The following is a 12,637-nucleotide window of genomic DNA, read 5'->3' on the forward strand; positions in this document are numbered from 1 at the left end:
GTGCCTGCTCATCATAGCGTCTCCCACGACGGTGCTGACGCTCGGTCCGAGCGGATCCCGGCGGGCTGGATCACGTCTGTGTGGTCCGGCCCGCCGATTCCGCGCGGTCTATGGGTTCCATCGGTCCCAGGGCCGCGAGGATCGCGTCCGCGATCTCACGGCGCCGTCCGCCGTCCGCCACCGGACCACCATCGGCCTCCCGCACGTAGAAGGCGTCCACCACGTCTAGTCCGAGGGTCGCGACGATGGCGGTGGCGACATCGAGTCGCAACCCGGACAGCGCCCGTACGATCCGGTACAGCACGCCGGCCTGGTCTGGGGCGCGCACCTCGATCACGGTCATCGATCCCAGGTCGTCATCGAAGATCACCTGAGGGGCGCCGRGCGTGGTCCACCGCCTGGCCCCGGCGTAGTCGCGTTCCCGGGCGGCGAGCCGACCGGCGACGTCGAGGGTGYCGGCGAGCGCGGCCCGCAGGTCGGCGAGCAACCGCGCCGGTTCCGGTACCCGTTCGTGCGGCGCCGCCACGGCGGCCTGCAGCAGCGCCCGACCGCCGTTCCTCCGGGCCGAGGCCCGCCGGATGTCCAATCGGTTCAGCGCGAGGACACCAGCGATGATCGCCAGCAGCCCGACGTGGTCGGCGTTGACCACCACGATCTCGAACATGCCCTCGTCCGGCAGCGGATTGACCTGGACGACGTGCTCGTCGGGCAGCGCGAGCAGGCCACGCTGCCGATCGTCGAGGCTCGGGGGAGACGGGACCCGCTCGCCGCCGAGGACGGCTCGGGCCCGCTCGACGAGGTCACCGATCAGCCGCGCCTTCCAGGCGTTCCACGCGGTCGGACCGGTGGCCCGGGAGTCGGCCTCGGTCAGTCGGTGCAGCAGGGTGAGGATCCGCACGCTGCCGGCGGACGCGGCGACGCTCGCGATTGTCCCGGGATCGTCGATGTCCCGCCTGGTCGCGGCCTCGCCGAGAAGCAGGTGGTGGCGGACCATGGCGACAAGCACGTCGACGTCCTCGGGCGGCAGGCCCAGCCGCGGGCCGATCCGTTCGATCTGCACGATGCCCGCGTCGGTGTGGTCGCCGGGGAAGCCCTTACCGATATCGTGCAGGAGGGCGCCGAGCAGCAACAGATCCGGCCGGTCCACCTCGCGGGTGTGCGCGGCGGCCCGCGCCGCGGCCTCCATCAGATGCCGGTCGACGGTATAGCGGTGGTAGGGATTGCGTTGCGGTCTGCTGCGCACCGCCGCCCACTCCGGGATGAGCCGGACGAGCAGCCCCACCTGGTCGAGGGATTCCAGCACCCCCACGGCCGCGTCGCCGGYGGCCAGCAGCGCGACCAGCGCGTCACGGGCGGCGTCAGGCCAGGGGTCGGGCATCGGTGGGGCCTCCCGGGCCAGCCGGTCGACGGCGTAGCGGCCCAACGGGAGCCCGCTTCGTGCGGCCGCGGCGGYGGCCCGCAGCACCAGGACCGGGTCCTTCGCCGGATCGACGTCCCGGGCGAGCTGGACCTCGCCGTCCTGGTCGACCACCCCTTCGCCGAGGGGGCGGCGGGCCGGCCGCCGGCCGCCACCGCGCCACCGCGCCACCGACCGCAGGCCGGCCGCGACCCGGTACCAGGTGGTGTCCCAGGTCCAGGAGATGGCGCGTCCGGCGTCGGCRACCGCGTGCGCGAGCGCGAACGCGTCGGCGTAGCCGAGCATGGTGGCGAGCGACTCGGAGTCCTGGAGCAGGAGCCGATCGTGGGCTCGTCCCCGGCTCAGCCGGCGGATCTCGCCGCGGGCATCGAGCAGCACCTGACCGGCGGCGATCACCCGCGCGGGGGGGGACTCGGCGACCCAGGCCGCCGCGAGGGCGTGCAGGGCATGGACGTCACGCAGCCCGCCGCGGGATTCCTTCAGGTCGGGTTCGAGCAGGAACGCGACCTCACCGAGTCGGGTGGCCCGTTCCGCGACGGCCTCGGCGAGCTCGGGTAGTCGTTTCGGAGCATGGGACCGCCAGCGGGCGCGAGCCCGCTGGGCAAGCTGCGTGGCCAGCGTCGCGTCACCCGCGACGTGGCGGGCGTCGAGCAGGCCGAGCGCGGCCTTGAGGTTACCGTCGGCCACCATGATGGCCTCGTCGACGGTGCGCACGCTGTGATCGAGACCCACCCCCGAATCCCACAGCGGATACCAGACCGCGTCGGCGACGGCGGAGATGTCGTTCCGTTTGCCGTCGTGGACGAGGACRAGGTCGAGATCGCTGCCGAACGCGGGTTCCGCGCGTCCGTAGCCGCCGACGGCCACCAGGGCAATTCCCGGTCCGGGATCGCCGAACAGGTCGACCAGGGCATCGTCGGCGAGGTCGGTGAGGATGCGGCGCAGCCGTGGGCCGGTCGCCGTGGGCAGGTGCTCGGAGCGGCCCTTGAGGATCTCCAGGCGGTCCGTCATGGCTGTCCTCCTCCGTTCGGCCGTCTGGCCGTGATCGATCTCGGGTCCGGATCGATCACGGCCAGTGGAGCGCCGAGCCGAGGACACAGAAACGCGCACCAGCGCAACTGTGGTCTCGGGTGGTACCAGGTCGTGCGGTGTCGCGGGTGGTGCGTGGTGCCGGGTGCCGGGTGCCGGGGGTGCGTGGTGCCGGGTGCCGGGTGCCGGGTGGTGCGATGGAGCCGTGCCGCGGTGGCGTTGCCACGCCCGGCACTACTACAGCGCGTCCGCCCCCCGCTCGCCGGTACGGACCCGTACCACCGACTCGACCGGAACGACCCAGATCTTGCCGTCGCCGATCTTGCCGGTCTGCGCCGACGACGTGATCGCCGCGACCAGATCGTCGACCGCCCCGTCCGCGACGACCACCTCGATCTTGATCTTTGGCACGAAGTCGACCTTGTACTCGGCGCCGCGGTAGACCTCGGTGTGGCCCTTCTGCCGGCCGTAGCCCTGGACCTCGGAGATCGTCAGTCCGTGCACGCCCAGGGTCTCGAGCGCCGCCTTCACGTCGTCGACCTTGAACGGCTTGATGAYGGCGGTGACGAGCTTGGTCATGCCTGGGCCTCCTCGGGCACCTTGACGGGGCTGATGCTGCTCGTGGACAGCGAGCCGCTACCGCCGATGGACGTGAAGCGGTACGCCGTCTCCCCGTGCAACGCCTCGTCCATGCCGGCGATCTCGTCGTCGGCGTTCAGCCGGAGACCGATGGTGTACTTCAGGGCGAGAGCGATGATCGCCGTCACGACGGCCGAGTAGCCCAGCGTCGCGCCGACGGCGAGCGCCTGTTCCCCGAAGACGCTCCACGGGCCGCCGTAGAAGACACCGTCCTTGCCGGCCTCGTTCGTGTCGACGGTGGCGAAGAGGCCGGTCAGCAGGGCTCCGAGCACACCGCCGACCAGGTGGACCGCACCGACGTCGAGCGAGTCGTCGATGCCGACCTTGCCCTTGATCGAGGTGGCCAGGGCRCAGACGACGCCGGCGATGCCGCCGATGGCGATCGAACCCATCGGAGAGACGAAACCACAGGCCGGGGTGATGGCCACCAGACCCGCGACCGCGCCGGAGGCGGCTCCCAGGGTGGTCGCCTTGCCGTCGCGCAGCTGCTCGACCGCGAGCCATCCGAGGATCGCGACGCCGGTCGCGATCTGGGTGTTGAGCAGGGCGTATCCGGCGACCTTGTTGGCGCCCAGCGCGGAACCCGCGTTGAACCCGAACCATCCGACCCACAGGATGCCGGTGCCCAGGAGAACGAACGGGACGTTGTGGGGGCGGAAGTCGCCGGTCGGCCAACCGGCCCGCTTTCCGAGGACCAGCGCCAGCACGATCGCCGCGATACCGGCGTTGGCGTGGACGACCGTGCCGCCCGCGAAGTCCATCGCGCCGCGCTCGAACAACCAGCCCTTGCTCGCCCACACCCAGTGTGCGATCGGCGAGTAGACCAGCAGCGACCAGAGCGGGATGAAGATCGCGAAGGCGCTGAACTTCATGCGATCGGCGATCGCGCCGGTGATGAGGGCGGGCGTGATGATCGCGAACATCAGCTGGAAGGCGACGAACACGACGTACGGGATCGCGCCGTCGCTGCCGGAGAGGTCCTGGAGAGCGAAGAAGTCGAATCCGCCCCAGAAGCCGTTACCCTCGCCGAACGCGACGCTGAACCCGATGACCGACCAGATCAGCGTGACGATCCCGATGCAGAAGAAGTTCTGCATGATCATTCCGAGCACGTTCTTCGCTCGGACCATGCCACCGTAGAAGAACGCCAGTCCGGGCGTCATGAACAGCACGATCGCGGAACTGATGAGCATCCACGCGGTATCGCCCGAATTCAATTTGTCCATGTCTCTCCTGTCATTCCCCGCGCGATGCGCGGACTGCGCTCACCCGGTCCCCGGCCACGCTGCGCTCGTCCCGGATCCTCGGGTCCGAAGAGTCGGCAAGATCTGTTCCCGACCTGTGTCTTAGCTGTTTCTGGCATGTGAAATCGCTAAATTGGGTGGCCTGTGACCCGATCTCATCGGCTGGCGGTGGGTGCTTGGAGACTCTCCGCTCGTCACGGCGTGCTTCCGTGACTGTATAACTGCATAGAGTTACCGTCCGGCAGTGTGAGCAGTGTCCCCACGGAGGGCTGGCATAGCGCCGGCGAACCGCGCCCCGGGCCCCGCCGTCCCCGTGATGTCCCGCCATCCGGGTTCGGCCGGCGAACTTCGAAACACGTCGCAAGGCAGACTCCCGCCGCCGGCCCGACCGACGATCCCCAGCCGACCGGGAACGATCCGACCGGATGGCGTCCGAAAGCCGGAGCGCCCATTGTTCTCGGACTGGTCGGCATTCTCGTCGCCGGACCTCCGGTTGTCTGGGGGTTTGCCGGATCCGCCTGGGCGGCGCCGACGACTCCGGCCTCCGGGTCGGCCCCGGAGAGCCCGGAGAGCCCGGAGAGCCCGCAGAGCCTGCAGAGCCTGCAGAGCCTGCAGGCGGAGATCAACGGTACCCGGGTACGGCTGGACGAATCCACTCGTCAGACGGCGATTGCCACTGAGGTGTTCAACGCCGAACGTATTCGGCTGGTCGAGGCCGAGCGGGCCGCGGCTGCCGCGGCCGGGCGGGTCGACCGCGCTGACGACGCTGTACGGCAGGCCTCGGACAAACACCGGGGGTTGGCGGTGTCGGCGAATCGGGCCGGGGGATTCGGGCAACTGTCGTTGCTGCTGACCGGCGACCCCCGACAGGTACTCGACCGGGCCGGTGCGGTCGATGCGCTGGCCCGCCGGCAACGCGTGGCGGACACTGGCCTGCGGCTCGCGCGTCGGGATCTCACCGAGGCACGCCGGAGCGCTGACGTGGCACTTGCGGGCAAGAGGAAGATCGTCATGCGGCTCGCCGCACGGAAGCGGTCCATCGAGGCGTCCGCCGCCGAGCAGCGCAGCCTGCTGCAGCGGCTCGAATCCCGCTACGCATCGCTGGAGCGGCGGGCCAGGGAGCGCCAAGCCGCCGCCGCGCGGGCCCGCAGGGCGGCGGCGGCCGCCGCCGCGGCATCGGCGGCCAGGAAGGCCGCGGCCGAACGGGTCCGTTATCGGAAGGAGTCGGCCGCGGTCGCGGCCGCGGGCCGGGCGTTCGCCGCGGCCCCGACTACCCCGGCACCCATCCCGCCGACGGGCGGCGGTGGCGCGTCGCGCGCGGTGCAGGAGGCATACGCCCAGCTGGGCAAGCCCTACGTGTGGGCTGCGGCGGGGCCGAAGTCCTTCGACTGCTCCGGCCTGACGCAGTGGGTCTGGGGGAAGGCCGGGGTCTCGCTGAGCCACTACACCGGATCACAATGGAATGAGGGGCGCCGCGTGAACCGGGCGGGCCTCATTCCCGGCGATCTCGTCTTCTTCCATGCCGATCTTGATCATGTCGGGATCTACATCGGGGGCGGGAAGATGATCCACGCTCCGCGGACCGGGGAGGTGGTCAAGGTGGAGAAGATCTGGTGGTCGAGCTTCCGGGGGGGTGTGCGGCCGGGAGCGTGACACCATCGGCCGCTGGCGGAAGCGATCAGGATGGCGACGGCGACGGTGCCGTGGGCGACGACTCAGCGGTCGACTCAGCGGTCGACGTAAACGAGAGCCGCGGTGCTACGGCTGATCTCCGCGTCGGTCTGGCCGTTGGGAGTGACGATGTGGATCAGGTTGCCGCGGGAGCCCGGCGTGATCTGCGCACCGGGGACGATCGCGGCGTCCTGAAGCCGGCGCATGATGCTTTCGTCCGTCTGCAACCGCTCGGAGATCCAGCTCACCGTGACCGGCCTGCCACCGCCGGACGAGGCGAGGTCGGCCGACGCCAGTAGGCTCACCGGGGCGGAAGCCGGCCGTGCCGTGGTGTGGTGCTGCTGGGAAGGCGGGATCTCGTTACCGAACGGGCAGCGCTTCGGATCGCCGAGCAGGACGGTGAGGCGCGCCTCGACCTCGTCGGAGATTACATGCTCCCACCGACAGGCCTCGTTGTGTACCAGCGCCCAGTCCAACCCGATGACCTTCGTGAGCAGCAGCTCGGCCAAGCGGTGCTTGCGCATGACGGCGGTGGCCCGCAGCAGGCCCTTCTCCGTGAACTGCACGGTCCGGTCGTCGGCGAGGCACACCAGCCCCTCGTTGGCCAGACGAGCCGTCGACTCGCTYGCGGCCGGCGCGCTGACATGCAGGCGCTCCACCAGACGCGCGCGCAGCGGGGGGATGCCCTCCTCCCTCAGCTCGTACAGGGTTCGGAGGTACATCTCGGTACTGTCGATCAATCCAGTCACCGGTCTCCTTCGTCCTCTCCAGGGTACGCTCAGCCTGGGACTCACAAGAGCCATCTGCCCCCCGAAGACCATGCCGGCTGGCCGGTTTCGATGTCCCGTCGGCCCCTTCCCCCGGACCGGGGTCGGTGTTCCACGACGTGTTCCATGGCCTCGGTTCGGCGGGTATGGCCTCGGTCCGGCGGCGTGTCCTCGTGCGGCACCCGTCCCGCGCGYGGGCTTGCACCCAGGGCCGGCATCGGCGCCCGCGGCACTAGACTCGACGCCATGAGCACGACTCAGATCGCGCCCGAGACATCGAACACCCAGACGGACGAAGGTGACGATCACTCTCACTACGCTCGTCGTGAGGAGATCGTTCGCGCGTCCATCGAGGGTGGCCGGGTTACGGCGTTGTGCGGCTACAAGTTCGAACCGGTGCGGGACCCCTCGCGTTTCCCGATCTGTCCGAAATGCAAGGAACTCGTCGAGATGGCCGAGCAGTTCGGCTGATCGCGCTGTGCCGGTACACAGTGCCGGGCGGCCACGGTCCTCGATGGCGGTCATTAGCCTTCGGTAATAATCGGTCGTTGCGGTAGATCGAGCGTGCCGACGGGCTGTGGACGGTGTGCGGATGCCTTGCCGATCGGAATCCATGGTGTCCCCTCGGGCCGGCTGCTCCGCGGCCCCGTATGATCTGTTGCACGAGCCAGACCCGGTGTCCCTCGCCGGCCCCAGTAGCTCAGTGGATAGAGCGACCGCCTCCTAAGCGGTAGGCCGCAGGTCCGATTCCTGCCTGGGGCACATCCGTCATGTCGATCGCCAGCCTCCGGCTGGTGGGACCAGAGTCCCCTGTGGGGCGGGCTGCGTCGCGAGCCGCGCGACCGCGGCTAGCGCCGCGTGGGCTAACGCCGCGTGGGCTCAGGTGGGGACGGCAGCCAGGGCGCCGGTGTGGTGGAGATGGTCCCGGGCAGCCTGGATGGCCGACGGGGTGGAGTCGAACAGGCGTCCCTGGCCGCGCAGCCGGTCCACCAGACCGACGGCGGCCACCGCTTTGGCATGCTCGGGTCGCAGCCCCGACACATACACCTTGACGCCGCGGTGTTCGAGCCGGTCGATGACGTCGCGCAGGACGAGGGCGCCGGTGCCGTCGACGGCGCTGACCCGGGACAGCCGGAGGATGAGGATCTCGACGTCGGCCACCTCGGTGAGCYCCAGCAGGAAGCGGTGGGCGGCGGCGAAGAACAGGGGGCCGTCGATACGGTAGGCGACGATGTGCTCGGCGAGTAGCGCGTGTTCGGAATCGTGATGATCGCCGGGGTCCAGCGGCACCTCCTCGACCCGCGCGGTTCGGGCGATTGCGCGCAGGGCGAGGGCGCMGGCGACCGCGAGGCCGAGGACGACGGCGATGACGAGGTCGAGCGCCAGGGTCGCCCCGGCGGTCAGCGCCATGACCAGGGCATCGGAGTGTGACGCACGGCCGAGGGTGCGCAACGAGGAGACCTCGACCATCCGCACCGCCGTGGCGAGCAGAACACCGGCGAGCGCGGCGAGCGGGATGCGCGCGACCAGGGGAGCGGCTGCGAGCATCACCCCGGCGARGACCACGGCGTGCGCGAGGGYGGCGAGCCGGGACGAGGCACCCGAGCGGACGTTGACCGCGGTGCGGGCGATCGCGCCGGTGGCGGGCACCCCGCCGAACAGCGGGACGGCGAGGTTGGCCAGCCCTTGGCCGAATAGCTCCCGGTCGGGGTCGTGGTTCTGGCCGACGGTCATCCCGTCGGCCACACTGGCCGAGAGCAGGCTCTCCAAGGCTGCGAGCGCGGCCACGGCGACGGCGGCCGTGGCGAGCGTCGGGATCGCGGTGATGTCGAGGAAGCCGAGCGAGGGACCGGGCAGGGTGGCGGGGATTGCGCCGAGGGTCGTGACGTCCCACTCGCGGGCCGTGACGAGGGCCGTCGCGAGGGCCACGGCGAGCAGCGAGAACGGGACCGTGGGCCGCAGCCGGGCGCCGACCAGCATCGTCGCCGCGACGCCGACGGCGAGCGCCAGCGCGAGCCAGTGCGGCCGGTGGACGAAGTCGGCCACGGCCGCCCAGGCCACGCCGGTCACCCGGTCACCGTTTCGGGCGTGCACCCCCAGGGCCGAGGGAACCTGCTGAAGGAAGATCACCGCGGCGATGCCGACGGTGAATCCCTCCACCACGGGCGCCGGCACATATCGCACGGAGCGGCCGACCCGCAGGACCGCGAGCGCGAGCAGGATCATCCCGGCGAGCAGCCCGACGGTCAGCACACCAGCCGGCCCGTGCCGGTGCACGATCGGCACGAGCACGACGGTCATCGCGCCGGTCGGCCCGGACACCTGCAGGTTCGACCCGCCGAAGACCGCCGCGAGAGCACCCGCCACGATCGCCGTCACCAGTCCGGCGGCCGCGCCGAGGCCGGAGGAGACCCCGAATCCCAGCGCGAGCRGCAGCGCGACCACCGCGACGGTCATCCCCGCGAGCAGGTCACGGCCTGGCTGGCGGCGCATGCTCTCGATATCGGCCCGGCCGGGCAGGAGCCGGCCGAGTTCCAGCCGGCCGAGTGGCCTGGGCCAGCGTGACGGGGCCGTCCTTATGGGGGCGGGGCAGTGGGGCCGGGGGTCCTCGGCCTGCCCCGTCGTCATCTCGATGCGGATCCGATCCTCCCATATACTGGGATGAAAAATTGAAGGTTTCTTCAATTTACATGCTAAAAAGTATGGAGTGGGCGAGATCTCGGACACAGCGGCCCCCGCAGAGCCGTGCCGTGCGATAAAGAGCTGTTTCYCGACTCCGAAGTGTGGTAACGAACAGTTGATAAATTCTGTAACTGGCGGGGAGGTCGCCATCGGGCGCGAACGGGTCGTGGCGCTACTCACCGTGCCGGCGTGATCTCTGGGTGGGCGGTCGCCGGTACTCCGGCCAGGCCGGTACCTCGGCCGGTAGGCCTCGGCCGGAGCTGCGTGGGGTCGACGGGAGGTGGCTCGTGACGAGGCGGGTTCCGCTGTACCAGGCTAAAGCGGAGTTTTTTCGCATGCTTGGCCATCCGGTGCGAATTAGGGTGCTGGAGTTGCTGCAGGACGGGCCGATGCCGGTGCGGGATCTCCTGGCCGCGATCGAGGTGGAGTCGTCGAACCTTYCCCAACAGCTCGCGGTGCTGCGCCGGTCCGGGATCGTGACCGCGACGCGGGACGGCCCGACGGTGGTGTACGCGCTCGCGGGCGGGGACGTGGCGGAGCTGATGCGCGCGGCCCGGCGGATTCTGACCGAGATGGCGGCCGGGCAGGCCGGACTGTTGGCCGAGTTGCGCGAAGCGGAGACAAGCTCCTCATGAGCATGAAATGTGGTGGACCGATGCCCGGGACTCCCGCAGGTGGGACTCCCGCGGAGGGGAGCCCCGCCGAGGGGCCGGCTGGGGGACCGGCGCGCACCGGACGGAGTCGGGCACGGGTGGAGCCGGCGTGACGCCCCCTGGTCCGGCCGGTCCGGCCGGTTCAGCCGGGGTCAACCCCGCCTACAGCGTCACGGTCCGTGTTCCGCACCGGGCCACGATGATCATCGAGGCGGTCGTCGCCGCAGCCCCCGGCCCCGTGACGTGCTACGCGGACGAGCCGGATCCCGGGGGCGGCCGGCGGATCACGTTGGATGCCGACAGCGGGTCCACATTGACCTGGCTGGTCCGGGCGCTGCGGGAGCGGCTGGGTGCCGACCTGTTGCAGACCGAGGATCCCGTCTTCACCGTCGCGTCGACCGGCAAACTCGCCCAGTGTCTCCGCGCGTCGGTCACGACCGGTCACGATCTTGCGTTGTTGGACGCTGACGCCGACCGCCGCGTCATCAGCCACCTGGCCATGCACCCGACGCACACCGACCGGTTCACCGGCCGGCCGCGCCGAGTGGCGCTGCTCACCGACGGCAGCGCCGTCTTGGACTTTGAGCCGCTGGCCGCCGAGGCGGCCCTGCCAGCGGTCGAGTCCCAGGCGGTCCACCTGCACCGGGCGACCGGGTTCGACGTCATCCCCATGCCGATCGCAGCCCGTACCGCCGCCGAGCTCGCCGCGGCGATCGGCATGATCGCTCCGGGATTCGCCGCCACCGTCCTGGTCCACACGCATGTCCGCCGCATCGACGCCGCCCGCGCCGCGCTGCGGTCCGCCGCCCCGCATCTGCTGCTCGACACCGTCAACGACGGTCTCGCCGTCGCCGCCGCGGCCGCGGTCCTCAACCATCTCCGGGCGCGTGACATCGCGCCGGGGCGGGCCCGCGTCGCCGTCGTGGACCCGGCTCGGGGCGGCGATCTCGCCGGCTTACTGATCGGTGTCGGCCTCCACGAGATCACCCTCTACGATCCGGTCGACTACGGCATCCAGCCGCTGCACCTGCTTGCCCCCGAACTCGATCTGATCGTCGACCTGATCGGCTTGGCGGCGCCGCCCAAGGGCGTTCCCGTCCTGCGGATCCRCCCGGAGACGCCCCCTCCGCTGGCCCGCGCCACCTCGGGCCCGCGTCCGCTGCACGCGCTGCCCGGACTGCTGCGGGCGGTCGTCACCACTCGCCGCCCGGTCACCCCCGCTGCCCGCCTCGCCGCCGTGCACGCCCTCGTCGGTCAGACGCCGCCCGGCAGCGTGCTGCCTCCCCTCGACCATCCACGGCTAGCCCCCGCCGTTGCCGCGGCAGCCACCCACGCCCTCACCGCGCAGGAGTAGCTCACCGCGCTCCCGGCGGAGGTGGTCGCCTGGAGGTGGTCACCTGGTAGGGGGTGGTGGGGCCCGCCACTGCCAGGCCCACCGACAGGTCCACTGCCAGGCCCATCGGCGAATCCCGGCGGATGATCGTCCGTTGGGAGGACCGTTCCTCATGAACGGGATGAACGGGATGAACGGGGTGCGTTGTCATGGGCGGCACTCTCCCGCCGGCATTGCGGATGCGGAAGTACGACGGCCCCGGTCCGATCTTTGCGGCATATCACTCAAAAATATCCTAAAGGGTCATACGGCCATATTCCAGCAATGCGCCACCCTGCTTCTTCGGCCTGCCGGGAAGCCCGAGCCGGACCGACACGGCCGAGGAACCGACACGGCCGAGGAACCKACACGGCCGAGGAACCGACACGGCCGAGGAACCGACACGGCCGAGGAGATGACACCGGGCCGAGGGCGCTCGTGCGTCCGACGCCGGCCGGCCCGGCGCGGGGGAGTTCCACGTCGCGGGTGGCCTGGTCACGTCGGGAAGGGGATACGAACGCCACTTCGCGTGACCAGTCATCCGAAGAGTCGTTCCCGGTCCGGCGGGACGTCTCAGCTCGGCGTGGGGACGAGGTCCAGCAGTGCCTGAGCGGCAAGCTCGTATCCGAGGGCCCCCAGGCCGACGATCACTCCCCGGGCGAGCGCCGAGAGAATGGATTCGTGCCGGAAGGACTCCCGAGCCCAGACATTGGAGAGATGGACCTCGATCCACGGGTTCGGATAATTGGCCAAAGCGTCACGAAGGCTCCAGCCGTACATCATCAGCGCACCTGGATTGACGATCGCACCGATCGAGTCGTAATTATCCTGAATGGTGTGGATCAATTCACCTTCGGATTCACGTTGTACGGAGACAAGTTTCCATCCGCGGTCCGAGATCCGAGCCGCGACGGCCGCCTCGATATCGGCCAGTGTCGCCGTGCCGTAGACTTCCGGCTGGYGTCGGCCGAGTATGCCCAGATTGGGGCCATTCAGGAGAAGTAGCGTGGTCACGGCGCCTCACAGACATGCTGGCCGGCTCGATGGTCGGCGTTTCTGATCCGGAACCCCACATTTATAGCAAAGCCACCTGCTGGACACCTGCAAGCAGAAAGGGCCAGCTGGGGTGTTCTTATCAAGTCTATCTGTAGTCTGTCCGTTGA

At 70.2% G+C, this 12,637-nt stretch carries 10 protein-coding genes and 1 tRNA gene; 5 read left to right on the plus strand and 6 right to left on the minus strand.

The features are described 5' to 3' along the window. Positions 1 to 70 precede the first annotated feature (70 nt). From Manayef4_RS14080 to Manayef4_RS14090, 3 genes are all read right to left on the minus strand, one after another. Positions 71 to 2,428 carry a [protein-PII] uridylyltransferase gene (locus Manayef4_RS14080; RefSeq protein ID WP_070131900.1) on the minus strand — a complete coding sequence of 786 codons (2,358 nt, stop codon included), beginning with the start codon at positions 2,426 to 2,428 and terminating at the stop codon, positions 71 to 73. Between the two features lie 255 nt (positions 2,429 to 2,683). Continuing rightward, on the minus strand, positions 2,684 to 3,025 hold the full coding sequence (locus Manayef4_RS14085; protein ID WP_070131901.1) for a P-II family nitrogen regulator: 342 nt from the start codon (positions 3,023 to 3,025) through the stop codon (positions 2,684 to 2,686). Beyond that, a complete protein-coding gene (locus Manayef4_RS14090) occupies positions 3,022 to 4,311 on the minus strand; it encodes an ammonium transporter (protein ID WP_011434887.1) in 1,290 nt (429 codons plus the stop codon). The genes Manayef4_RS14085 and Manayef4_RS14090 overlap by 4 nt, the downstream gene beginning before the upstream one ends. Before the next feature lie 264 nt (positions 4,312 to 4,575). Between Manayef4_RS14090 and Manayef4_RS14095 the strand changes: the two genes are divergently transcribed. Then, the gene (locus tag Manayef4_RS14095) at positions 4,576 to 5,982 is read left to right on the plus strand and encodes a C40 family peptidase (protein ID WP_070131902.1); all 1,407 of its coding nucleotides are present in this window, start codon (positions 4,576 to 4,578) and stop codon (positions 5,980 to 5,982) included. A gap of 74 nt (positions 5,983 to 6,056) precedes the next feature. On the opposite strand, the gene Manayef4_RS14100 is transcribed toward Manayef4_RS14095, so the two are convergent. Beyond that, complete coding sequence (locus Manayef4_RS14100) at positions 6,057 to 6,749, minus strand: metal-dependent transcriptional regulator (RefSeq protein WP_023839855.1); 693 nt, start codon at positions 6,747 to 6,749, stop codon at positions 6,057 to 6,059. 264 nt (positions 6,750 to 7,013) lie between these two features. Between Manayef4_RS14100 and Manayef4_RS14105 the strand changes: the two genes are divergently transcribed. Together Manayef4_RS14105 and Manayef4_RS14110 are read left to right on the plus strand one after the other, a co-directional pair. Continuing rightward, a complete protein-coding gene (locus Manayef4_RS14105) occupies positions 7,014 to 7,238 on the plus strand; it encodes a DUF3039 domain-containing protein (RefSeq protein ID WP_023839854.1) in 225 nt (74 codons plus the stop codon). A 218-nt stretch (positions 7,239 to 7,456) separates the two neighbouring features. After that, positions 7,457 to 7,529: transfer RNA gene (locus Manayef4_RS14110), tRNA-Arg, on the plus strand. 117 nt (positions 7,530 to 7,646) lie between these two features. Here the strand turns inward: Manayef4_RS14110 and Manayef4_RS14115 are convergent. Further along, a complete protein-coding gene (locus Manayef4_RS14115) occupies positions 7,647 to 9,260 on the minus strand; it encodes a SulP family inorganic anion transporter (protein WP_349257446.1) in 1,614 nt (537 codons plus the stop codon). Positions 9,261 to 9,736: 476 nt separating this feature from the next. On the opposite strand from Manayef4_RS14115, the gene Manayef4_RS14120 reads away from it, so the two are divergent. Together Manayef4_RS14120 and Manayef4_RS14125 are read left to right on the plus strand one after the other, a co-directional pair. After that, on the plus strand, positions 9,737 to 10,084 hold the full coding sequence (locus Manayef4_RS14120; RefSeq protein WP_256388620.1) for a metalloregulator ArsR/SmtB family transcription factor: 348 nt from the start codon (positions 9,737 to 9,739) through the stop codon (positions 10,082 to 10,084). A gap of 127 nt (positions 10,085 to 10,211) precedes the next feature. Further along, positions 10,212 to 11,456, plus strand: coding sequence for a malic enzyme-like protein (locus Manayef4_RS14125; protein WP_070131903.1), 1,245 nt, complete (start codon positions 10,212 to 10,214; stop codon positions 11,454 to 11,456). Positions 11,457 to 12,047: 591 nt separating this feature from the next. On the opposite strand, the gene Manayef4_RS14130 is transcribed toward Manayef4_RS14125, so the two are convergent. Beyond that, positions 12,048 to 12,488 carry a type II 3-dehydroquinate dehydratase gene (locus Manayef4_RS14130; protein WP_070131904.1) on the minus strand — a complete coding sequence of 147 codons (441 nt, stop codon included), beginning with the start codon at positions 12,486 to 12,488 and terminating at the stop codon, positions 12,048 to 12,050. Positions 12,489 to 12,637: the final 149 nt, after the last annotated feature.

Source organism: Frankia sp. CgMI4 (assembly GCF_001756285.1).
Lineage (GTDB): Bacteria > Actinomycetota > Actinomycetes > Frankiales > Frankiaceae > Frankia > Frankia casuarinae.